This is a genomic window from Flavobacterium quisquiliarum (assembly GCF_019308285.1).
GTDB classification, from domain to species: domain Bacteria; phylum Bacteroidota; class Bacteroidia; order Flavobacteriales; family Flavobacteriaceae; genus Flavobacterium; species Flavobacterium quisquiliarum.
The window spans coordinates 539,557-564,394 of record NZ_WWEM01000031.1 but is presented as its reverse complement, the minus strand read 5'-3'; the positions used below and the strand labels follow the sequence as shown (position 1 = coordinate 564,394).

Sequence of the window (24,838 nt, the reverse complement as noted above, 5' to 3'; positions counted from 1 at the left end):
CGGAAAAACTTTGATTCATACTTTTATTTTAATCACATATAATAGAATATAACTATTGAAATTACAGTAATTTTGTAATCTCATCAACAAAAAATAAAATCAGTTTTAGACAACAAATTAGAATATAATGTCAAACCAAGAGTTACAGCAGTTATCCGAATCATTAGAAGGAACACTTTTACATGATGATCTTCATAAAACACTTTATTCTACCGATGCATCGGTATACAGAATTAGGCCAAATGCTGTGGCATTACCAAAAACTACGGCAGACATCAGTAAATTAATTCGCTTTGCGTCGAAACACAATATTTCTGTTACGCCAAGAACGGCCGGAACTTCATTGGCAGGTCAGGCAGTTGGAGACGGATTGGTAATAGATGTTTCGAAACATTTCACTAAAATACTTGGATATGACGAAGCAAAGAAAACCGTTACGGTGCAGCCAGGTGTGATTCGTGATGAACTGAATTTATTCTTAAAACCTTATAATGTATTTTTTGCTCCAATCACTTCGACTTCAAACCGAGCTATGATTGGCGGAATGGTAGGGAACAATTCTTCTGGAACCACTTCGATTCGTTATGGTGTAACGCGTGATAAAATTGTTGAGGTAAAAACGATTTTGAGTGACGGAACAGAAGTAGCTTTTGGCGAACTGACTTCTGCTGAATTTATGGAGAAAACGAAAGGAGATACTTTAGAAAATAAAATCTACAAAAGCGTTTACGACGAACTTTCCATAAAAGAAAATCAGGAAGAAATTATAAGAGAATTTCCAAAACCGGAAATTCACAGAAGAAACACGGGCTACGCTGTTGATATTCTGCTAAAATCAGAATTATTTGGAGGAACTGAACCAACTGTAAATCTTGGAAAATTACTTTGCGGAAGTGAAGGAACTTTAGCTTTTACAACCGAAATCACTTTAAAAGTAGATGATTTACCGCCAGCACATAATATTATGGTGGTGGCACATTATCATACCATTCAGGAATCATTGGAATCAGTTGTCGTGGCGATGAAACATCATTTGTACACTTGCGAAATGATCGACGACACGATTTTGGATTGTACGAAAACGAATCGTGAACACATTAAAAATCGTTTCTTTTTAGTTGGAGAACCAAAAGCAATTATGTTATTTGAAGTTGCCTCGCACAATTTAGAAGATGCAGAAAATCAAGCGAATGCTTTAATTGCAGATTTAGAGAAACACAATTTTGGTTACGCCAGCGTCAAAATTTACGGAGCAGATATTGATAAAGCTAACGAACTTAGAAAAGCCGGATTAGGTCTTTTAGGAAGTATTGTTGGAGACGATAAAGCGGCCGATTCTATCGAAGATACAGCAGTTGAATTAAGTGATTTGCCAGCTTATATAGCCGAATTTTCGGCGATGATGTTAAGCCACGGACAAGAAGCAATTTATTATGCACATGCAGGTGCTGGAGAATTACACCTTCGTCCGGTTTTGAATTTAAAGAAAACATCTGACTTAAAATTATTCAGAACCATTGCGACGGATGTGGCGCATTTGGTTAAAAAATATAGAGGTTCATTAAGTGGTGAACATGGAGACGGAATTGTACGTGGTGAGTTTATTCCGTTTATGATTGGGGATAAGAACTACGAACTACTGAAACGACTTAAATTAGCGTTCGATCCAAACTCAGTTTTAAATATTGGAAAGATTGTCAATGCTTTGAAAATGGACGAAAATCATCGTGTGATTTCGGGAAGGGTAGAACCAGATATTAAAACGTTTCAGGATTTTTCAGATAGTTTAGGAATTTTACGTGCTGCCGAGAAATGCAACGGTTCAGGAGATTGTCGAAAAATGCCGTCGGCAGGAGGAGCAATGTGTCCGAGTTATCGAGCAACTAGAAATGAGAAAGAAACCACTCGCGCACGTGCAAATGCTTTAAGAGAATATCTGACGTATTCTGAAAAAGAAAACAAATTTGACCAAAAGGAATTATACGAAGTTTTTGAGTTGTGTGTAAGCTGTAAAGCTTGCGCAAGCGAATGTCCAAGTAACGTTGACGTTGCGACTCTTAAAGCCGAATTTTTATACCAATATCAAAAAGCAAATGGATTCTCAACGCGAAATAAAATCTTTGCCAACAACGCAAAATTGAATAAAATGGGAAGTTTGTTCCCGTCAATCACGAATTTTATTTCGAATCAGTCATTGGTTAAAAAATCAATGGGAATTGCTCCTGAAAGACAGGTGCCGCTTTTAGCGAAAAAGACTTTTAGAAAATGGCATCAAAATCATAAACCAGAAACGACTGATTTTCCAAATGGTAAATTGTATTTATTTGTAGATGAATTCACGAATTATTACGACGTAAACATTGGAATTGATGCTTTCGAATTATTAACCAAATTAGGGTATCAAGTTTTGGTTGTAGATCATGAAGAAAGCGGTAGAACGTATCTGTCAAAAGGTTTTTTAGAAGAAGCCAAGAAAATTGCCAATCATAATGTAAATGTGTTTAAAGATTTGGTTTTAGCCAATGCACCTTTAATTGGAATTGAACCTTCGGCTATTTTGACTTTCAGAGACGAATATCTCCGTTTGGCAGATGATAAAGAAGTTGCGGAAAAATTAGCTCAAAATGCGTTTACAATTGAAGAATTCTTTAAAAAAGAAATCATCGACGGAAAAATAACTCCAGATTCATTTTCAGAGGAAACGAGAGAAATTAAAATTCATGGACATTGTCATCAAAAATCTCTAAGTTCTGTTGAAGCTACTTTTGCCATGCTGAATCTGCCTAAAAACAATACGGTTACAATATACAACTCAGGTTGCTGCGGAATGGCAGGTTCATTTGGATACGAAAAAGAGCACTACAAAGTGAGTATGCAGATGGGAGAAGATACTTTATTCCCGAAAGTAAGAAACACTGCCGAAAATGTAAAAATTGCAGCTGCAGGAACCAGTTGTCGTCATCAAATTTATGATGGAACAAAACGTGAAGCACAGCATCCGGTTAGTATTTTGAGAGATTGCTTGAAGTAGATTTAACTGGAAAGAGCGCTAAGAATTACGAGAAAAGGACGCAAAGTTTTTCTCTCGCAGATTTGGCAGATTCCGCGGATTTTTGATTATACAAAAATAAATCTGCTCAATCTGCCAAATCTGCGAGAGAAATATAACTATTACAAACTTATTTTTTTGCCTGTTTCAGCAGCTTTATAAATTGCATTAATGATTTTAACATCTTTGATGCCCTCTTCGCCAGTAATATGATTTGGAAGTTTTTTATTGTCTAAAATAACTTTACAAATTTCATCCATTTGGGTTTGCTGTTGGTTGATAACGGGGAAATTAAATGGTTTTCCATCAGATCTTTTCCCTATAAAAGGGCCATAGCTCACAGCAGGACTCATCTCAAAGAAACCTTCATCTGCAGCAGCGTAAAATCTATCAATGCCAAAGCCACAAGAACTGCTGCAATTCGCAACAGCACCGCTTGGGAATTCCATTTGCCAAGTGATATTTTCCTCAACTTGAGAAAACATATTTTTATTATTGACATGTCCAAATTGTGCCGTAACTGAAATTGGTTCTTCGCCTAAGACATAACGCGAAACCTGAATGCAATAAATTCCTAAATTAATCAAACAACCGCCTCCAGCCCATTTTTTAGTCAGTCTCCATTCTTTACGGGCATTTAAATCGACTGGTTTATTTATATCACGAACATCATAGGTACTGTAACCTAGTCCAGTTTCTATGTAACGAACCTGTCCCATAACTTTTTCTTGACCCAATCGTTTTATCTCTAAATGATTTGGTTCGTAATGCAAACGGTAACCTATTGCCAATTGCACATTATTATCATTGCAAACTTTAATCATTTCTTCACAATCTTCGGCTGTAATTGCCATTGGTTTTTCAACAATAACATGTTTTCCAGCTTTTGCTGCACGAACAGTAAATTCTTTATGCAATGCATTTGGAGTTACAACATAGACTAAGTCAATGTCTTTGTTTTTGGCAATTGAGTCGAAGTTTTCGTAATTGTAAATATTCTTTTCGGGAATATTATATTTCTTCTTCCATGTTTCAGCTTTAGCGGGAGTTCCAGTAACAATTCCGGCAAGCTGACAATATTCAGAAACCTGAAGTCCTTCAGCCAGTAAAGAAGCATAGTTTCCTAAACCGCATAAAGCAATATTTAATTTTTTTCCAGTGTAAGGCACATGAATTTTTTCTGTTTCAGTCATAAAAGAGGGAAGTGTGGTCATTACTACCGAAGCGCCAACACCCAGACCAAATTTGTTTACAAAAGAACGTCTTGAAATTTTTTCCATAAAATGATTCTTTAAAATTAAATACTATCTAATCAGTATGCTGATTTTGAGAAATGTTACATTTGTGATTAATTTAACCGCAAAGGCGCTAAGAATTACGCAATCCCGATAGCTATCGGGAGCAAAGAATTTTTTAGCCACAGAATTTATGGGTTAAATAGGTTAAAAAAATCGGTATTAATTTGTGAAATCAGAGGCAATAATTAATTAGAGAAAATTCGTGAATTCGTGGCAAAAACCCTTTTCGCTTATCGTCTTTGTGGCAGAAAAAATAATTCGTGAATTCGTGGCAGAAAAAAATCACGTTTGATAAATTTGATTTACCGATAAAATTTGCATTATTTGCAAAATAAAACAAAAACGACTGAATTAAATTAATTTATAACAGCAAAATATATATGGCATTTTCAAGTTTATTCCGAAAGAAAACAGTGCAAGATATTCTGAAGCAGGTTGCACAGAACGAAACAGACGGTCATAATGCATTAGGAAAACATTTGACTACAAGGGATTTAACGGCTTTCGGAATAGCGGCTATTGTTGGAGCAGGAATTTTTAGTACAATTGGAAAAGCCAGTGCAGATGGTGGGCCAGCGGTAATCTTTTTATTCTTATTTACGGCTTTAGCATGTAGTTTTGCCGCCTTCGCTTACGCGGAATTCGCTTCAATGGTACCCGTTTCAGGAAGTGCTTATACCTATTCGTATGTAGCTTTTGGAGAATTAATTGCCTGGATCATTGGTTGGGCATTAATTATGGAATATGCCGTCGGAAATATAACTGTCGCCATATCGTGGAGTGACTATTTTACAGGATTACTCCAAAGTGGTGGTATTCATTTACCGCAATGGATTCAGATGGACTACCTAACGGCTTCAAACGGATTTAATGATGCCGAAGCTTTAATGCGAGGCGGAAAATCATTCGGAAATTTAAGTGTCGCTTTACAGCAGGCACACACAGCTTGGACAACAGCACCAACAATTGGATCTTTCCATTTTGTAACCGATTTGCCAGCTTTGTTTATCATTATCTTGATTACAGCTTTGGTGTATAGAGGAATGAAAGAATCTCGTAACGCCAGTAACTTAATGGTCGTGGTAAAACTTTGTGTGGTACTTTTGGTAATCGCAGTGGGAATATTTTATGTAGATACAGCAAATTGGGATCCGTTTGCGCCAAATGGAGTTGGAGGAGTTTTAAAAGGAGTTTCTGCCGTTTTCTTTGCTTATATTGGTTTTGACGCGATTTCAACCACTGCCGAAGAATGTAAAAATCCACAGCGTGATTTACCACGCGGAATGATGTGGGCGATTATCATTTGTACAATACTTTATATTGCCATCGCCTTAGTTTTAACAGGAATGGTAAAATATCACGAATTAAATGTTGGAGATCCTTTGGCATTTGTATTTGATAAATTAGACTTAAAATGGATGTCGGGGATTATTGCGGTAAGTGCAGTAGTGGCAATGGCGAGCGTTTTATTGGTTTTCCAAATGGGGCAGCCTCGTATTTGGATGAGTATGAGCCGTGATGGTTTACTGCCGAAGAAATTCTCTACCGTTCATCCAAAATTCAAAACGCCATCTTTTGCTACAATTGTTACAGGTTTTGTAGTGGCAGTTCCAGCATTATTCTTAAACTTAACAATGGTAACGGATTTATGCAGTATCGGAACTTTATTTGCCTTTGTATTAGTTTGTGCAGGAGTTTTGGTTTTACAAAACAAACCTGAAATTCCGAGAGGGAAATTCAAAACGCCTTATGTCAATTCAAAATTCATTTTGCCAGTTTTAATGATTGCAGGCTTGTATTATGCTTTTGCTTTCAACAACAAAGCAACAATGGCGTTTATCAATAATGAACCACAGATTTATGATGCGACTTCGATTGTAACCTCTTTAGATAAATCAGAATCTGAAAAAGTTTTCAAATATTTAGAAAGCATCGAAGTAAATAATAAAACGGCCGAGACATCAGATTTAGAGCATTTATTAGGACAATATCAAGATAATGAAGCCAAATATGCTGAAGTGGTAAAAGGATTACCTATTGCTGATTCTGCAAAGTATGAATCAGGTTTTAGCTTATTCAAACACAAGATTCCAATGTGGATTTTCTTATTTGTTTTGGTTGGATTAGCGGTTTGGGCATTCAGAAAAAATCTGTCTTTGATTCCGCTTTTGGGCTTAATATGCTGTTTGTACATGATGGCTGAATTAAGTGTATGGAACTGGATTTATTTTACAGTTTGGTTAATAATCGGATTGCTGATTTATTTTGGCTACAGCCGAAAAAACAGTAAACTGAATACTGAAAATATAGTTTAAAAAGTGAAATTTTTATAGAAAAGCCGTTCTGAGTACTTCAGAACGGCTTTTTGTTTTTCAGGATTTTTTATAGAAATATTCTTATGTTTTAAAAGCACTTTTCCTTAAGTTTGTTTTTAGTAAAAAATTAAAATTAATAAGTAATACATGGGTTTTCTTGATAAAATATTGGGCAAAAAAGAAGCTCCAATACAATCTAATAGTGATTTTTGGAATTGGTTTTTAAAACATAAAAAAGAGTTTTTTAAAACAGTTCAAAACGGAGAAAATATAAATAAAGAGTTTTTTGATAAACTAGTGCCAAAATTAGATGAAGTTCACGATGGTATTTATTTTTTAACTGGAATGTTTGATGATAAAACAGCTGAACTAGTTTTTACTCCAGACGGAATTATTAAAAATATTTATGCAATTGAAGAACTAGTTCATAGTGCTCCTCAAATTGAAGGCTGGAAATTTACAGCTCTTAAATATGGGACAGATAAAGATGATTTTAGTATTAATTATGAAGGAGAAAAATTTTCTACAAATAATTTAAAATTTTATCCAACCCTTCATAAAAATTATCCTGATGAAATAGACCTTACTATTGTATATGATAATTATGTTGAAGAAAATAAATCGCAAATAACCAATGCGGTTTATATTTTCTTAGATAATTATTTAGGCGAATTGCATTCAGTTACTTTAATAGATAATATGAAAGTGGTAGGTCCAAATGACATTTCTGAAGAATTGATTCCTATCGAAAAATTAAAAGATTATTTAATTTGGAGAGAAAAGGAGTTCGTTGAAAAATACGAAGGAACGAGACATAATACAGAAAATGATGGTTATGCAAATTATGAAGGAAAAACTAAAGAAGGACTTATTGTTTTGTCTTTAATGAATACTACACTTTTAGAGTGGGATAAAAAAGCTTCGCATCCTTGGGTTTTTATCATTTCAATTCCTTTTGAAGATTGTAATAATGGAGGATTACCTGATGAAAGAATGTACAAATTGTTAGATGAAATTGAAGAGGAAATAATGTCCGTCTTACCAGATTCAGATGGTTATTTAAATCTTGGGAGAGAAACAGTAAACAATAAAAGAGAAATCTTTTTCACTTGTAAAGACTTCAGAAAACCATCAAAAACTGCAGATCAATTAATCAAAAAATATGCTGGTTCATTTGATATAAGCTATGAAATCTACAAAGACAAATACTGGCAAACGTTTAGACATTACGAGCCAAGATAAAGCACAGAAAGCCGTTTTTGATAACCTTCAAAACGGCTTTTTTTTACAAAAAAATCCGCTTAGAGAAAGTCTAAAGCAGATTCAAGCAATCTAATAAAAATGTGCAAATTTATTTATAGAGGAAAGTTTGTTTTTATTTTGAATAATTTTTCTCGCGCAGATTCCACAGATCTAGCAGATTTTTTTTATAGTTTCTATATAAATCGGCATAATCAGCCAAATCTGCGAGAGAAAAGTTTTAGTGAATCTCTGTGTAAACTTCTTGGCGAATGGCTACGGAATTCAAAACTCCAAGTTCAACCATGCAAGCCCTCATCATTTCGTAAGTACGCTGAATATCATTATCCAAACCAATAGAAAAACGAATCAAGCCATCTGTCAATCCCATTTCTTTCTGTTCTTCCAACGGAATCTCGCTAGAAGTTGAAGTCCCAGGCGCGCTGAATAATGTTTTATAAAAACCTAAACTTACCGCCAGATATCCAAGATTTCGTTCCTGCATTAATTCCATTAATTCATTGGCTTTTTCCAAAGTTCCAACATCAATCGTCAACATTCCCCCAAAACCATATTCAGGATTAATCATCGTTTTATACAATTCATGACTCGGATGGCTTTTTAATCCTGGATAAACCGTTTTTAAACCGTCTTTTTCAAATTGATCAGCCAGAAAATGTGCATTATGACTGTGTTGTTTAATTCGGATATGAAGTGTTCTAAGGTTTTTCATCACACTTGCAGAACGCAAACTGTCCATCGTAGGCCCTAAAAGCATGCTCGCACCAGAATTTACATTTTTCAACGAATTAATAAATTCTTTCGAAGCGCAAGTAACACCGCCAACCGTATCACTACTTCCATTAATGTATTTGGTCAAACTGTGGATTACAATATCAGCACCTAATTTTGCTGGAGAAACTGATAAAGGAGAAAACGTATTATCGACAACCAATTTTAAATTGTGCTTTTGGGCAATTTTAGCCAAACCAGCAATATCAGCCACTTCCAAAAGTGGATTACTTACCGTTTCGCAATACAAAACTTTCGTTTTTGTTGTAATTGAAGCTTCTACAACGTCAAGTTTAGTAATGTCAACAAAGCTCGTTTCAATTCCGAATCTCGGCGTAAAGTTTTTCAGGAAAGCATACGTCCCGCCATAAATCGTACGGCTTGAAACAATATGATCGCCTGCACCGCAAAGCTGTAATAGAGTAGGTGTAATCGCTCCCATTCCCGAAGCCGAAACATTTGCTGTTTCTGTTCCTTCCATCGCTGCCAAAGCTTGATCTAAATACAAATTACTAGGCGACGAATGACGTGAATACAAATAACAGCCTTCCATATTGCCCTCAAAAGTATCAAACATAGTTTTTGCAGAAAGAAAAGTATAAGTCGAAGAGTCAGAAATCGACGGATTTACACCGCCAAATTCGCCAAAGTATTGCAGATCCTGAATTTTATCTGCTGGGTTGAAGTTTTTCATTTATAGTTAGTTTTTTGTTATTGAAATTGATTTTTGAAATTGTTATTGATAAGGAGCTATTTCCTGCTATCCGCTTCAATCTTTTGAGCAGACCCCGGTAAAAAAGGCTTTCCACTTCTATCAGGGCTAGGGCACTCATTTTCAAAAGAAATTCTATTCAAAATAAGATCTAATTAGAAAATTAATCAACTATAAAATGAATAATTAGATTTTAAAACTATAAAAATTTATTTTTTATGATTTTTAATCTAAATTTGATATAAGGAATATAGTTTAGTAGATTTTCTTTCATCTTAGCAACAAACCAAAAACAACAAACTATAAACTATAAACAGAAACCATGACTTTAGACGCCACAGATAAAAAGCTCTTAGTTTTATTACAAACTGATAGTAAAAAAACAACTAAAGAATTATCCTTAAAACTGGATCTTTCGGTTACAGCGGTATACGAACGAATTAAAAAACTAGAACGAGAAGGCATCATAAAAAACTACGTTGCCTTAGTTGATAAATCCAAAATCGAAAAAGGATTTGTGGTTTTTTGCCATTTAAAACTCATTCAACACACCAAAGAATTCTTGACCAAATTTGAAAGCGAAGTCATCAAACTAAACGAGGTTTTAGAATGCCATCATGTAAGCGGTGATTATGATTATATTCTAAAAGTTCTAGTAAAAGATATGGAAGCGTATAGAGAGTTCTTAGTAACCAAACTGACTTCATTGCAACATATCGGCAGTACACAAAGTATGTTTATGATTAGTGAAGTGAAGAATACGACTGTAATTTCTTTCTAAGATTCAAAAAAACAAAAAAACTTCGCGTCTTCGAGCCTTCGTGGCAGAAAGCCTTCCTCCAAAATTTCACACAAAAAACATTGAAAATTAAACTTTAAACAGAACTTTATTGCTTAATTTTGTAACCGCTAAAATAAAAACAAAATACTATGAGTTCATTTGACGTAGTCATTATAGGTTCAGGTCCTGGAGGATATGTATCAGCAATTCGTTGCGCACAATTAGGTTTCAAAACTGCAATTGTAGAAAAATATAATTCATTAGGCGGAACTTGCCTTAACGTAGGTTGTATCCCTTCAAAAGCATTATTATCATCTTCTCATCATTATGCTGAAATTGCTCATTTCGCAGATCACGGAATCGAAGTTTCTGGCGATGTAAAAATCAATTTAGAGAAAATGATTGCCCGCAAACAAGCTGTTGTTGATCAAACTGTAGGCGGAATCAATTATTTAATGGATAAAAATAAAATCACTGTTTTCAATGGTTTAGGTTCATTCGTTGATGCAACTCACATTGCTGTTGCAAAAGCTGACGGAACATCTGAAACTATCGAAGCAAAATATACTGTAATTGCTACAGGTTCAAAACCTTCTTCTTTACCATTCATCAAAATTGATAAAGAAAGAATCATCACTTCTACTGAAGCTTTGGCATTAAAAGAAGTTCCAAAACATTTGGTTATTATCGGTGGTGGAGTTATCGGAATCGAGCTTGGACAAGTTTACCTTCGTTTAGGTGCTCAGGTTTCTGTAGTAGAATTCATGGATAGAATCATTCCAGGAATGGACGGTTCTCTTTCTAAAGAATTAACTAAAGTATTGAAAAAACAAGGAATGAAATTCTACGTTTCTCACAAAGTAAAATCAGTTGAAAGAAACGGTGACGCAGTTACTGTTCAAGCTGAAAATGCAAAAGGAGAAATAATCACTCTTGAAGGAGATTATTCATTAGTTTCTGTTGGTCGTCGTCCTTACACAGACGGATTAAACGCTGATAAAGCAGGAGTAAAAATCTCTGATAGAGGACAAGTTGAAGTAAACGATCATTTACAAACTAACGTTCCAAATATCTATGCAATTGGTGATGTTGTTCGTGGAGCAATGTTAGCGCACAAAGCGGAAGAAGAAGGAGTAATGGTTGCTGAAATTTTAGCAGGTCAAAAACCACATATCGATTATAACTTGATTCCGGGTGTAGTTTATACTTGGCCAGAAGTTGCTGCAGTTGGACAAACGGAGGAGCAATTAAAAGCGGCTGGAGTCAAATACAAATCTGGAAGTTTCCCTTTCAAAGCGTTAGGACGTGCAAGAGCAAGTGCTGATTTAGATGGATTCGTAAAAATCTTGGCTGACGAAAAAACAGATGAGGTTTTAGGAGTTCACATGATTGGTGCTCGTACAGCAGATTTAATTGCTGAAGCAGTTACGGCTATGGAATTCAAAGCTTCTGCTGAAGATATTTCAAGAATGAGCCACGCACACCCAACTTTCGCGGAAGCGGTAAAAGAAGCAGCATTGGCAGCAACTGAAAATAGAGCTTTACACGTATAATTTACGTTTAATAATATTTTTAAACCCCGTTAATTAATATCTAACGGGGTTTTTATTTTGAACTAAATTTAATGCTTGAAAAATATAAACTTGAATAAAAATTTTGTAAATTAGATGTAACATTCTGATGTTATCTTTATGATAATAAAAAGATTACATCATGAAAAATAAATATATAGCTCCTGTTTTACTTGGAGCAACAATCGCTTTCATATTGTATTCCTGCAGTGGTGCGACTATTCCTAAAAATGCAACAGCAGTTGTTGATTTTGACAAAGCCAAATATTTAGGCAGATGGTACGAAATAGCAAGGTTAGATTACAAATGGGAAAGAGATTTAGATAATGTTACTGCCGAATATTCTCTTAACGAGAATGGAACCATAAAAGTCGATAATAAGGGCTATAATGTCAAAAAAGACAAATGGGAACAAAGCATCGGGAAAGCTAGATTTGTCAAAAAAGACAATATTGGTATGCTTAAGGTCTCATTTTTTGGTCCTTTTTATTCTGGATACAATGTAATCGCAGTAGACGATGATTACAAATATGCTCTTGTTGCTGGAAAAAGTTTAGATTACATGTGGATACTCTCCAGAGAAACTACAATGCCAGAAAGCATAAAAGCTGATTTTTTAATTAAAGCTCAGGAAATAGGATACAATGTATCTAATTTGGTCTGGGTAAAACACGATAAAGCACATTAAACAATAAACCCGACAGCTCTTTAACTGTCGGGTTTATTGTTTTTTTGAAATGATTTAAATCAAGGTGTAAAAACACTTTTATAATTATCCCAATATCTATATATCAAAAATATATTGCCTATGAAGAGCAGAACCGCAATAGGAAGACCTTCTGGGGCTAAAAAATAATTGATAAAAAGGATATTGATTGTGATAGGTAAAATCAGAATATTGGCAAGAGTTACAAAACGACCGCTGACGAAGGCAAGTCCGCAAAGTAATTCTACTGATTTTGCTAGAGGCATTAAATATGTCGCAGCCATTAAACCAACATTAAAGGCTTTGAAATTTCCGGTGGTTTCCGGTTCGGGCATAAGATGGAAAAAATAACTGATCGATGCAAAAAGCAACAAAAGACCAATTAAAACACGGACAATAATGGTGGCAATTTTCATATTACTTAGGATTTTTTAAGGTTAAAAAATATAATTAAGTTATTGGAAAAGATGCAAATTAAAATCTCAAATTAGAATCACAAATTATACTTTTTGCGGTCTGTTTTTAAGAATTTTACAATCAAATTAAGTTAATTTTGGTATTAATCTAATTGTATATCAAATATAACGAATTTTTTCTTATTAAAGAGTGCTCTTTTTAACAGTTTTGTTGTGTTGTTTTGGTTCTTTCAATATTTTTTGTGTCGACTTCTAATAACAGATTTTTGTCGTAATTTTGAAGTTTAAAATTTATTCGTTTTTGAGAGTATCCATCCATAAAAATATTACCAATCCCGAACTGTTTAAAGAACAGCTTTTAAATTGGGCACAGCAGTTTCGAGAAGTCGTTTTTTTAGATAGTAATTCCTATCCACAGCAATATTCTAGTTTTGATTGTTTATTGGCAGTTGATGCTTTTACGTCTTTAAAAACAGACTATTATAATGCTTTTGAAGATTTAAAGCAATATCAGCAAAACACAAAAGACTGGCTTTTTGGATATCTTTCTTATGATCTTAAAAACGATATCGAAAATCTTCAATCTAATAATCTTGACGGATTACATTTTCCTGATTTGTTTTTCTTCCAGCCTAAAAAGATTTTTATTCTAAAGGGAAATCAGCTTGAAGTTCTATATTTAATGCTTTGTGATGATGAACTTGAAGAAGATTTTGAAGAAATTATAAAAATTCAAGATGAAACATTTGTCACACTGAGCGGAGTCGAAGTGCAACAGCGTATTTCTAAAGATTTATATATTGAGAAAGTAAATAAAATGCTGGAACATATTCATATGGGAGATATGTACGAAGCTAATTTCTGCATGGAATTTTATGCTGAAAATGCCATTATAAATCCGCTGGAGAAATTCCAAAAACTGAATGAAATTTCAAAAGCACCTTTTTCGGCTTTCTTTAAAAATTACAAACAGTATTTACTTTCAGCTTCCCCTGAACGTTATTTGAAGAAATTAGGAGATAAAATTATTTCTCAGCCAATCAAAGGAACTTCAAAGCGTTTTGAAGATCCAATTGAAGATGAAAAATCAAAATCAATTTTAGTTTCAGACGAAAAAGAACGTGCCGAAAATATCATGATAACCGATTTAGTTCGAAATGATTTGTCACATACAGCTCAAAAAGGTTCAGTAGAAGTAGAAGAGCTTTGCGGTATTTATTCGTTTCTGCAGGTGCATCAAATGATTTCTACTGTGACTTCAAAATTAGATTTTCAATATTCGGCAGTAGACGCTTTAAGAACAACTTTTCCTATGGGAAGCATGACCGGAGCGCCTAAAATCTCAGTAATGCAGATTGTAGAAAATTTAGAAGAAACTAAAAGAGGCTTATACAGCGGTGCAGTTGGATATTTTACACCAGAAGGAGATTTTGATTTCAATGTAGTAATCAGAAGTATTTTATACAATCAAGAAAATAAGTATGTTTCCTTTTCGGTTGGAAGTGCCATAACAGCACAATCAGTTCCTGAAAAGGAATATGAAGAATGTCTACTGAAAGCTAAAGCAATGCACGAGGTTTTACAGTAATTTTTTCCGCCACGAATTAGCTTCGCCTGTTCGCTATCGCTGAAGCCACGAATTTTTATTCTCAAAGATTATCAAAATAATTCGTGAATTTGTGGCGAAAAAAAACGCTTAACATTTCATTTAAAAATAGATCGAATTTAATTTTTTACTTTTATCGAATGTTTTCAAAATTTCAGAATCATATAGTCTCTAAATTTCCTTTTCTAGCAGAAAAGAAGCTTTTTCTGGCGGTCAGCGGTGGATTAGATAGTATGGTTTTACTGCATTTGTTGCATCAACTGCCTTATGAAATTGCGGTTTTGCATTGTAATTTTCAGCTTCGCGGATTGGAAAGTTTTGGAGATAAGGAATTCATTCAAAACTATTGCGAACAAAATAATATTCCAATTTTTACCACACATTTCGATACAGAAGCTTTTGCTAAAGATTATAAACTTTCAACACAGGTTGCAGCAAGAGAACTTCGTTATAGCTGGTTTTATGAAATGTTAGAAGAAAAAAACTTCGATTATATTTTAACCGCTCATCATGCCGATGATAATCTTGAAACTTTTATAATCAATCTGACACGCGGAACGGGTCTTGAAGGTTTAACTGGAATTCCAGAACAAAACGATAAAATCATTCGGCCGATTCTGCCGTTTTCTAGAGATGAAATCTTGAAATATGCAGAAGAAAATGAAATCGAATGGCGTGAAGATAGCAGTAATGCTTCAACAAAATATTTAAGAAATAAGATTCGTCATAATTTGATTCCCGTTTTGAAAGAAATCAATCCTAACTTTTTAGATGCTTTTCAAAAAACACAATCGTTTCTTCAAGAGTCAAAAGAAATGGTGGAAGATGCTTCAATTATGATTTATCAGCAGGTGGCAAAAGAAGCAGAAGAGGATATTCATTTTGACTTAAATCAATTAAAAAAGCTTCCCAATTATAAATCTTATTTGTATCAATGGTTAAATGAATTTGGTTTTTCTGCTTGGAAAGACATTTATGATTTAGTCGAAGGACAGTCGGGAAAACAAATCTTTTCGGGAGAATTCAGGTTGTTGAAAAATAGAGAAGCATTAATTTTAAGTCCGTTTTCTGAAACATCAGAAAAAGCTGAATATCAAATTAATGAAAACGATACAGAAGTTAATTTTCCCTTAAAAATGTCTCTTTGTAACGTTAGTCACATAACATTAGATTCAAATAAGGTTATATTTGTCGATGCCGATAAAATCCAGTATCCTTTAATATTGCGTAAATGGAAAGAAGGCGATGTTTTTCAGCCCTTTGGAATGAATGGGAAATCTAAAAAAATAAGTAAGTTTTTTAAGGATGAAAAACTTTCAAGGATTGAAAAGGAAAAAACATGGATTTTATGTTCTGATGATCAAATAATTTGGGTTGTTGGAATGAGACAAGATGAACGTTTTAAAATAAAGAAAACCACAAATAATATACTAAAAATAGAATTGCAATAATGAACTTTACTCAAACTCTAAGGGACAATCAGTTTAAAAACGTTTGGACTAAAACTATTTTACTTTTCTTGTTTTTCTTTGCTTTTGCAAATACTAACGCTCAAATATTAGAACCGGTAAAATGGACATCTAAAATTGAAAAGAAAGGGAATAATGCCATATTAATTTTTGATGCAGTTATCGAAAAAGACTGGCATATGTATTCACAATTTACTCCAGAAGGCGGGCCTCTTGCTTTGGAAATTACTTTTAAAAATCAAAAAGGAAATTACGAGTTAGTGGGAAAAGCGAAGGAAGGAAAAACAAAAACCTCTTTTAACGATGTGTTTGGTGTAGATGAAACTTATTTTGAAGGAAAAGCCCATGTAGAGCAGGAAATAAAAATCATTAATCCAAACTTAAAAACAGTTGATGTAGATTTTGATTTTCAGGTTTGTAAAGAAGTTTGTATCAATTCAAGCAAGAAATTCTCTATTGCGATTCCATCGACTTTTAAAGTGGAAGATATTCCAGTTGTAAAAGAGGATAAACTAGACGAAACCAAAACGGTTGGAATTGCAGTAGATACTGTAAAACCAGTTGCAGAAGAGATTGCAAAAAGCGATGTAAAAGAAGTGAAGAGTGATGTTGCGGCTAAAGAAGCTCCTGAACAGGCTCCTGCAAGAAGTTTATGGTCAATATTCTTTATAGCATTTTTATCAGGATTCGCAGCATTGTTAACACCATGTGTTTTCCCAATGATTCCTATGACGGTAAGTTTCTTTACTAAACAAAGTAAAAGCAGAGCAAAAGGAATTAGAAATGCTATTTTTTATGGACTTTCAATTATTGCTATCTATGTAATTTTAGGTTTGATTGTAACCAAAATATTCGGTGCAGATGCTTTAAATGCTTTGTCTACAGATGTTTGGTTTAATTTGATTTTCTTTGTAATTCTAATCATTTTTGCGACTTCATTCTTGGGGGCTTTCGAAATTATGCTTCCGAATTCTTGGGCAAATAAAGCGGATCAACAAGCTGATAAAGGCGGAATAATTGGAATATTGTTTATGGCTTTAGCTTTGGCAATTGTATCCTTTTCTTGTACAGGACCAATTGTTGGAACATTATTAGTTGAAGCAGCTTCAAACGGAGGGATTGCACCAGTTGTTGGAATGCTAGGATTTTCATCTGCATTAGCACTTCCATTTATGTTGTTTGCAATGTTCCCAGGCTGGTTGAATTCATTACCAAAATCAGGAGGTTGGTTAAATACTGTAAAAGTAGTTTTAGGATTTTTAGAATTGGCTTTAGCTTTTAAATTTTTATCAAATGCCGATTTGGTTTTACAGTTACACTTTTTAGAAAGAGAAGTTTTCATTGCAATCTGGATTGCTATTTTTGGAGCACTGACTTTATATTTATTCGGAAAAATTACATTGCCTCATGATAGTCCAACAAATCATATTTCAGTAGGAAGATTGTATTTAGGATTGCTAACTTTAGTATTTACAATGTATTTAATTCCGGGACTTTGGGGAGCACCTTTGAAATTAATCAGCGCTTTCCCGCCGCCACCGCAATATAGCGAAAGTCCTTTTGGGGTTGGAGGATCAGGTCATGCTACGGTAAATGCAGATCCAAAAGGTTTACCGGCAGGAGCAGAATTAGGGCCACACGGAATTATGGTTTTCCATGATTACGAAGATGGTTTGGCTTATGCAAAAGAAATTAAAAAACCAATCATGTTAGATTTTACAGGATATGCTTGTGTGAATTGCAGAAAGATGGAAAACAATGTTTGGTCGGAACCAGAGGTTTTGCCAATTCTTAAAAATGATGTTGTTTTAATTTCGCTTTATGTTGATGATAAACGTGAGCTTCCAAAAGAAGAACAATTTACTACAGCTGCAGGAGATAAAATCATTACAGCAGGAGATAAATGGACAGATTTCATGATTTCTAAATATAAAACGAATACACAACCTTTGTATGTAATTACAGATTTAGAAGGAAATAATTTAAATAATACTAAACCAACAATCAGCTACGTTAGTACAGAAGAATATTTGCAATGGCTGAAAGAAGGAATTTCGAATTTTAAATAATTGTTTTTAGAATTAAGAATTAAGAATTAAGAATTAAGAATTTTGAGCTTTAAAAGCGGATTCTCACAAATTAATTTTTCTTTGGGGGTTAAAATTAATTCAAATAAAAAGGCTGTTTCGATTTTTGAGACAGCCTTTTTGCATAATTATTTTGTTTGCTTTTAGGTAAAAACTATTTACACCGATTTACCATTCCGTAGGAATGTTTCATCGGTAGAAATGTTTCAGCGGTGGGATATTTTATTTGCAAAATGTTTTGTTTATGAAATTTTTTATAGGTGGAGTTTCGTTAGATTGCATCAAAAAAAGCGCCCTAATTGCTTAGGACGCTTTTTTATTTATCAAGCGAAAGTGAAAATTAATATCTTACAAGAATTCTCCGTGTTGAGAGATGTCTAATCCTAATTCTTCTTTTTCTTCAGTAACTCTTAGAGGTGTAATTTTATTTACAACAAAGAATAAAATATAAGAACCAACAAAAGCAAAGATTGATACTACAACAAGAGCAGTTAATTGGTTAAGGAATAAAGTTGGAGTTCCGAAGATTAAACCTTGGTTGTCGCCAACAGCTGGGTTAATAGCTTTTGAAGCGAAAACTCCAGTTAATAACATACCTACCATACCACCAACACCATGACAAGCGAATACATCTAAAGCATCGTCAATTTTTCCTTTAGGGAATTTGCTTACTACAAGGTTACTTACAATTGCAGAGAATAAACCAATGAATATAGCGTGAGAGATACTTACGAAACCAGCAGCAGGAGTAATAGCAACAAGACCTACAACAGCTCCAATACAAGCTCCAAGAGCAGATAATTTGTGACCTAAAATTTTATCAAGGAATACCCAAGCCATTGCAGCTGCAGCAGCAGCAACAGTAGTTGTTCCTAAAGCTTGAGCAGCAAGACCATTAGCTCCTAATGCAGATCCAGCGTTGAAACCAAACCATCCGAACCAAAGTAAACCAGTTCCTAATAATACGTAAGTGATTCTAGCAGGGTTAACTTTTTGAATTTTTCTTTTTCCTAAGAAGATTGCTCCAGCTAAAGCTGCCCATCCAGCACTCATATGTACTACAGTTCCTCCAGCGAAATCAAGAACTCCCATTTTGAAGAAAACTCCATCAGGATGCCAAGTCATATGAGCAAGTGGAGTGTATATGAATAAGATAAATAAAACCATAAACAGTAAATAAGCCCAGAAACGTACACGTTCTGCAAAAGCACCTGTAATTAATGCAGGAGTAATGATAGCGAATTTTGCCTGAAATAATGCGAATAATATAAAAGGAATAGTTGGTGCTAAGCTCCATGCTGTGTTGGTTCCCACTCCTTCGAAGAATAAATTATAAGATGGATTTCCTATAATTCCTCCAATAGTCGGTCCAAATGCTAATCCAAAAGCAACAACTGTCCATAGAATAGTAACAATTACCATTGCCATGAAACTTTGAAGCATAGTACTAATTACGTTTTTCTTACCTACCATTCCTCCGTAGAAAAATCCTAATCCAGGAGTCATTAACAATACAAATGCAGTTGCAACGATCATCCAGGCAGTATCTCCTGTATCAAATTTAACAGCTTCAGCAGGAATTGGATTGTCTGCAATGATAAAGTTTGATATAAAGGTTAGTACCAAAATCGTGATAAGAATCACACTTAAAATAATTTTTCGCATAGTTATTTAGTTTTAAAATTTTTGATAAAAGTATAAAATGATTTGATACCCCATAAAAAAATAGGGTTCAATGTTTAATTTTTGTTAAATTTAAAATTTGACCCCTGTAAATTTTGCATGACTTTGTTAAAATGGACTTAAAATTTATAATTTGACAACGTTTTTTTTTTCTTAATAGGACTTTTAATAATTTTTGGGTTAATTGATTGTTACTTTTTACGATATATTGGATATTTGTTGATTAAAAATGGCTGATGTTTTTTAACAACAGAATTTTTTTAATCTTTTTAACTATTTTAATGATTAATATATAATGATGAAGAATCGAAAAATTAAATGGGGAATTATTGGTTTGGGAAATATTGCGAGCCAGTTTGCTTCTGACTTACTATTACTAGAAGATGCAGAACTAACAGCTGTTGCTTCTCGAGATTTTTCAAAAGGACAGCAATTTGCAGAAAAGTTTAGTGCTTTGAAAGTATATGATTCTTATGATTTGATTTTTGAAGATCAAGATGTTGAAATTATTTATATCGCAACGCCTCATAACTCACATTCCGAATTATCGATTAAAGCTTTAGAAAATGGCAAACATGTTTTATGCGAAAAACCAATGGCTTTGTCTTATCAAGATGCAGTGAGAATGGTTGAAGCTTCTAAAAAATGCAATAGGTTTTTTATGGAAGCATTTTGGACACGTTTTATTCCGTCTATTCAAGATGTTTTACAAAAAGTGAATAATGGAATAATAGGCAATGTCAATTACATAAACGCCGATTTTGCTTTTTACGGAAGTGAAACTGAGAACAAAAGGCTTTTTGATAAAGAAGTTGGAGGCGGGGCTTTATTTGATATTGGAGTTTATCCTTTGTTTCTTTCCTATGTACTATTAGGGAATCCGAAGGAGGTTTTGGCAAAAGCTGTGATGCATAAAAATCAAGTTGATTTACAGACTTCAATTATTTTACAATATGAAAAAGCGCAATCGGTTTTACATGCTTCTATAGTTTCAGATTCAGATATGAAAGCCTCTCTAAACGGAACCGAAGGAAGAATAGAATTGAACTCTCCTTGGTTTATTGCTGACGGATATTCTTTGTATGAAAATGGGAAAGAAGCTGTTTTTAGCCTGCCAGCGTTAGGAAAAGGATATGTTCATGAAGCGATTGAATGTCATAATTGTATTTTAAATAATCAAATAGAAAGCGAACTTTGGTCACATCAAAATAGTTTGGATTTGAGTAAGATAGTTGAAGAAATTAAGACGCAAATCGGATTAAGTTTTACTTAATCCGATCAAGTTACACTTAAAGTAAGTATTATAAATTAATAAAAATCACAATAGTAAAGCCACTCACCAGTTTTACTATTTTTGGCGAAGTAGAAGTTTCCACTATCAATAATATTTAAATGTGCTTTTTGATCAGAAGAAATTTGAAACACAAATTCATAATCTTCTCCATAATAAATTCCAGATTGGCAATAACTTGCATAGCCGCCAATTTTATGACCATGACTATTCTCAAAAGAATAATGATAAGAATCAAGCTCTCCTGAATCTTCAAGTTCATTAATTTTATCTATAATATCATCTGGTATATTTAGATCTTCCCAAACAGGAAAATCTTCATCGATAAGTTTATTTGATAAAGGAAAAGGGTTAATAAATGATGATTCATTTTTTAAGTCTTTAAAGACAATTCGATCTCTACTTTTGTACTCTCGTAAAACCCAGTTATTCCCATTTTTATTTAAATCCATTGGATAGTCTTCAGAAATGAAAACGGTTATGATTTTTGTTTCTTTTAAAATTTCTGGAACATAAGGAAGATTTTCAAAACAAAGTTGAAATAGAGGAATCATTAGTTTTCCATTATTGTCTTTAGGAATTTCCTCATCTTCATTATATAAATAAACTCTGCCAATCCAACTTTCGTTTACAGAATTTGTTGGCTTAAATCCTCCAGCAATAAACGCTGTTGCTTTTTTAGCTAAAAGTTCTCTAATATTTTGAATTTCATTCATTGCAATTATTTGATTTTTTTAATGGAAGCTAAATTTAGAATTAAACTATGAAAAGTAAAAAAGTTAGTATCAAAAAATAAAGTAATAAAATATTTACAAAAATGACATTTTTTTGCTTTTAATTAAATATTTTTACTTTTTATAAGAATTTATTTATGTTAGTAAAAGTTTACGGAAGTGCCGTTTTTGGAGTAGAAGCGACAACCATTACCATCGAGGTTCACATGGACAAAGGAATTGGTTATCATTTAGTAGGGTTGCCAGATAATGCCATAAAAGAAAGCAGTTTTAGAATTGCGGCAGCACTTAAAAACAACGGTTATGGTCTGCCAGGGAAAAGAATTACGATCAATATGGCTCCTGCTGATCTTAGAAAAGAAGGCTCTTCGTATGATTTGACTTTAGCAATGGGAATTCTCGTTGGCTCAGATCAAATTAAAGCACCTGAAATTGAACGCTATATAATAATGGGCGAACTTTCTCTTGACGGCAGTTTACAGCCTATTCGCGGTGCTTTACCAATCGCTATAAAAGCAAAAGAAGAAGGGTATAAAGGATTTTTTCTTCCTATTCAAAATGTAAAAGAAGCAGCAATTGTGGCGGGACTTGATGTTTATGGCGTTACCAATCTTAAAGAAATAATCGATTTCTTTTCAGGAAAAGGAACTCTTGAGCCCACAATTATAGATACCAGAGCAGAATTTTATAAAACCTTAGATTTTCCAGAACATGATTTTTCTGATGTTCGTGGTCAGGAGAGCATCAAACGTTGTATGGAAATTGCGGCAGCAGGAGGTCATAACATCATGAAAATATGGCACAGAAATACCACTTTTAAATTAATGATATTCAGTATTTTATATAAAATCGGGCTCTAATTAAGGCTAAATATTAAAATACGAAGATTGATTTTGCTATAATATTTATCAAAATGCGAAGAAATCTATCCTACAATTCTATCCCAGTTGAGAGTCACTAAAATAGCAATTACAGCTAAAATAGATGATACGATTATTCCCCATTTTTGCCAATTAAAGGATTTTTTTGCAAGTTCATTATCGTTATCATTAAATTCATTTACGTTTCCTTTTCCAACGTTAATTTGGCCGCTTTTATTTGAAATGTCTCCTGTTTTGATGTTATCCCCCATAACTATTTTATTTTTGATTTTAGTTTTATAATTCTTTTGAGTTTTGTTCTGTTGTTTTTGTGGTAATAAGGTTTCTATAGGAAAAGAAAAACTTGTATTTGAATCCCTGTCATTGGCAAAACTCTTAATAACCTCTTCAAGGTTGTTGACTGCTAATATCTTATTTTCAAATTTTTCAAATTCGTTTTCTTCAGTATCTTTAAAAAAATCAAAAAGTTCTTTTAGTATCTCATCTAATGAGGTGAAAACAAAGGATAAACACATAAAATTTGAGTTGGTTTCTTCTCTAAAACTTTTATATTTTAGTTTACTCTCCATAATTAAAGGAACATCTTCAATTGAAAATTCTCTTTTAAAATCGCATATATCACCAATATTATTATTCCATATACTTAGAAACATTTCGTCTCCTGTCCAAATTTCTAACTGTTTAAGTTTGTTAGTTATTGGTTCATAAACGTAATTAATAAGTGGTGGAAATTTTATGTCGATTTCTTTTTGAACTTCATCATACAGTTGTTTGCTTCTATAGTTTTCATTAGGATTTAATACCCGTCTTTTTTTATCTAATTCTAATAATTCATTGGTCAACGGGATATATTTTTCGATATACTCATTTTTGTTATCATTTAAATAATCAATGAATGTAAATAATGCTTGTATTTTTGATGGTATCATTTATATTCTTTTACTTTTTAATATCGTTTGAGTAATTTAATGCATGAACAAGTGACTGTTAAAAAGGTAAATCCTCTTTATCATCAGCAATCGTTACTGGCATCCAAGGGTATTGTTCAGTATCTGTAACAAAATCAGAGGTCGGATAATTTAAGCGACCCCAATATTCAACTGGCGAATTTTCGCCAAATTCCGTTTCAAATTTTGAACCTTCCCAAGTGTAAAGCTTACTGGATGACTTAATAATCTGCGTGTTAGTTGCTTCAATAAGAACCCCTCTTGCTAAATTATCATTAGTAATAAGGTCAACTTCATTAGATATTTGTTCGACGATTTCTTCAAGTTGAGATTTTATTTCTGGGTAATTTTTTTCTAAATTTTTACGACCAAATGTAAATCTTATTTCTTTGTAAGGGTTAATGGATACATCACTTTTAGTATGTAATCTTGGAACATATTCGTTTACACAAATTGTTTGGTTAGTCAGTGCTTTATAAGTAGTCAGTAATTGCGTTACTTTTATATTAAGAGTTTTTAAACCATATCCCGAATAAAATTCTGTTCTAGATAAAATTGGGGGACGAAATGTTAAAATTAGTTTCACCCATTCTTCGTTCTTACTCTGTTTAAAGCTTATGTCACATTCTAAACTTCCAATACTATTTAATTCTTTATACCAATTGTCCGTTGTATTAGTTGGGACGATGTCTGGACAACTTATAAAATCCTTAATGGTTTTTTCTATTTCTGAAAGTGTGTGATTGGAATTCTGCTTAATTAATTCAATATCTCCTTTTTTTATTGGTCTGAAATGTGCCAACGAATTTCGAACGTTACCTATTTCATCCAGCTTGTTTTTAATTATTTCTTTTGTTCCTAGAAAATAATTTTTAAAGAGTTTCCAATAGCTGTCAGATGTAATTATTCTAATAAGTTCACCACTAGTAAGGTGTAACAATTGGCTATTGAGTACATAACCTAAGTAAGCGTAATTTTTATCTTGCGAAATTCTTTTTTTTGCGATGGCATTGATAGTAGACTTCTCTTCATCATCACTGGTAATCGAGAGGTCACACCATTTTTCCTTTAATTCATTTTTTAGAATTATATAAACAAAAACTCGAAGTGAATTTTCAAATCTGAAAAGAATATTTAGTGCTTCAAAATATTCTATTTTTAACCAATTTCCTGGCAAATCATACTTATTGTCCTCAATGTGGTCTGGCGATTTCCAATTCATAATTTAATTTATTTTCTACTCTCGACTTTGAAATCGATG

17 protein-coding genes and 1 pseudogene are annotated in these 24,838 nt (G+C 33.3%); 11 read left to right on the top strand and 7 right to left on the bottom strand.

Going from position 1 to position 24,838, the window contains the following annotated elements:
• Positions 1-127: 127 nt before the first annotated feature.
• Positions 128-3,031, top strand: coding sequence for an FAD-binding and (Fe-S)-binding domain-containing protein (locus tag GSY47_RS14855; protein WP_218651448.1), 2,904 nt, complete (start codon positions 128-130; stop codon positions 3,029-3,031).
• A 140-nt stretch (positions 3,032-3,171) separates the two neighbouring features.
• Here GSY47_RS14855 and GSY47_RS14850 read toward each other — a convergent pair whose 3' ends face one another.
• Positions 3,172-4,329: a Gfo/Idh/MocA family protein gene (locus GSY47_RS14850; RefSeq protein ID WP_179006750.1), complete on the bottom strand. Its 1,158-nt coding sequence runs from the start codon at positions 4,327-4,329 to the stop codon at positions 3,172-3,174.
• A gap of 398 nt (positions 4,330-4,727) precedes the next feature.
• Between GSY47_RS14850 and GSY47_RS14845 the strand changes: the two genes are divergently transcribed.
• Together GSY47_RS14845 and GSY47_RS14840 are read left to right on the top strand one after the other, a co-directional pair.
• Entirely contained in the window at positions 4,728-6,662 is a 1,935-nt protein-coding gene (locus GSY47_RS14845) for an amino acid permease (protein ID WP_179006752.1), read from the top strand.
• Between the two features lie 147 nt (positions 6,663-6,809).
• Positions 6,810-7,904, top strand: a complete 1,095-nt coding sequence (locus GSY47_RS14840; protein ID WP_179006754.1) for a DUF695 domain-containing protein — start codon at positions 6,810-6,812, stop codon at positions 7,902-7,904.
• Positions 7,905-8,142: 238 nt separating this feature from the next.
• Here the strand turns inward: GSY47_RS14840 and GSY47_RS14835 are convergent, their stop codons facing one another.
• Complete coding sequence (locus tag GSY47_RS14835) at positions 8,143-9,387, bottom strand: aminotransferase class I/II-fold pyridoxal phosphate-dependent enzyme (RefSeq protein ID WP_179006756.1); 1,245 nt, start codon at positions 9,385-9,387, stop codon at positions 8,143-8,145.
• Positions 9,388-9,727: 340 nt separating this feature from the next.
• Here GSY47_RS14835 and GSY47_RS14830 point away from each other — a divergent pair, with 340 nt between their 5' ends.
• The 3 genes from GSY47_RS14830 (at position 9,728) to GSY47_RS14820 (ending at position 12,445) form a co-directional block, all read left to right on the top strand.
• Entirely contained in the window at positions 9,728-10,186 is a 459-nt protein-coding gene (locus GSY47_RS14830) for an Lrp/AsnC family transcriptional regulator (protein WP_179006758.1), read from the top strand.
• A gap of 149 nt (positions 10,187-10,335) precedes the next feature.
• Positions 10,336-11,739 carry a dihydrolipoyl dehydrogenase gene (gene lpdA / locus GSY47_RS14825; RefSeq protein ID WP_179006760.1) on the top strand — a complete coding sequence of 468 codons (1,404 nt, stop codon included), beginning with the start codon at positions 10,336-10,338 and terminating at the stop codon, positions 11,737-11,739.
• Positions 11,740-11,899: 160 nt separating this feature from the next.
• Positions 11,900-12,445: a lipocalin family protein gene (locus GSY47_RS14820; protein WP_179006762.1), complete on the top strand. Its 546-nt coding sequence runs from the start codon at positions 11,900-11,902 to the stop codon at positions 12,443-12,445.
• 59 nt (positions 12,446-12,504) lie between these two features.
• Here GSY47_RS14820 and GSY47_RS14815 read toward each other — a convergent pair whose 3' ends face one another.
• Complete coding sequence (locus GSY47_RS14815; protein WP_179006764.1) at positions 12,505-12,879, bottom strand: DoxX family membrane protein; 375 nt, start codon at positions 12,877-12,879, stop codon at positions 12,505-12,507.
• A gap of 301 nt (positions 12,880-13,180) precedes the next feature.
• On the opposite strand from GSY47_RS14815, the gene GSY47_RS14810 reads away from it, so the two are divergent.
• The 3 genes from GSY47_RS14810 (at position 13,181) to GSY47_RS14800 (ending at position 18,023) form a co-directional block, all read left to right on the top strand.
• Positions 13,181-14,467, top strand: coding sequence for an anthranilate synthase component I family protein (locus tag GSY47_RS14810; RefSeq protein ID WP_179006766.1), 1,287 nt, complete (start codon positions 13,181-13,183; stop codon positions 14,465-14,467).
• Between the two features lie 158 nt (positions 14,468-14,625).
• Entirely contained in the window at positions 14,626-15,936 is a 1,311-nt protein-coding gene (tilS, locus tag GSY47_RS14805) for a tRNA lysidine(34) synthetase TilS (protein ID WP_179006779.1), read from the top strand.
• Positions 15,936-18,023 (top strand): protein-disulfide reductase DsbD family protein, encoded by a 2,088-nt coding sequence (locus GSY47_RS14800; RefSeq protein ID WP_179006780.1) that lies wholly within the window; start codon positions 15,936-15,938, stop codon positions 18,021-18,023. Before tilS ends, GSY47_RS14800 begins: the two co-directional genes overlap by 1 nt.
• Before the next feature lie 366 nt (positions 18,024-18,389).
• On the opposite strand, the gene GSY47_RS14795 is transcribed toward GSY47_RS14800, so the two are convergent.
• Positions 18,390-19,706 carry an ammonium transporter gene (locus GSY47_RS14795; protein WP_179006782.1) on the bottom strand — a complete coding sequence of 439 codons (1,317 nt, stop codon included), beginning with the start codon at positions 19,704-19,706 and terminating at the stop codon, positions 18,390-18,392.
• A gap of 313 nt (positions 19,707-20,019) precedes the next feature.
• Between GSY47_RS14795 and GSY47_RS14790 the strand changes: the two genes are divergently transcribed.
• On the top strand, positions 20,020-20,997 hold the full coding sequence (locus GSY47_RS14790; protein WP_246611335.1) for a Gfo/Idh/MocA family protein: 978 nt from the start codon (positions 20,020-20,022) through the stop codon (positions 20,995-20,997).
• 35 nt (positions 20,998-21,032) lie between these two features.
• On the opposite strand, the gene GSY47_RS14785 is transcribed toward GSY47_RS14790, so the two are convergent.
• The gene (locus tag GSY47_RS14785; RefSeq protein WP_179006786.1) at positions 21,033-21,731 is read right to left on the bottom strand and encodes a DUF1963 domain-containing protein; all 699 of its coding nucleotides are present in this window, start codon (positions 21,729-21,731) and stop codon (positions 21,033-21,035) included.
• A 155-nt stretch (positions 21,732-21,886) separates the two neighbouring features.
• On the opposite strand from GSY47_RS14785, the pseudogene GSY47_RS14780 reads away from it, so the two are divergent.
• Positions 21,887-22,546: pseudogene (locus tag GSY47_RS14780) on the top strand (magnesium chelatase domain-containing protein); the annotation flags it as partial.
• Between the two features lie 128 nt (positions 22,547-22,674).
• Here GSY47_RS14780 and GSY47_RS14775 read toward each other — a convergent pair.
• Both GSY47_RS14775 and GSY47_RS14770 read right to left on the bottom strand, forming a co-directional pair.
• Positions 22,675-23,559, bottom strand: coding sequence for a hypothetical protein (locus GSY47_RS14775; protein WP_219071441.1), 885 nt, complete (start codon positions 23,557-23,559; stop codon positions 22,675-22,677).
• Between the two features lie 58 nt (positions 23,560-23,617).
• Positions 23,618-24,799: a hypothetical protein gene (locus GSY47_RS14770; RefSeq protein WP_219071440.1), complete on the bottom strand. Its 1,182-nt coding sequence runs from the start codon at positions 24,797-24,799 to the stop codon at positions 23,618-23,620.
• Between the last annotated feature and the right edge of the window lie 39 nt (positions 24,800-24,838).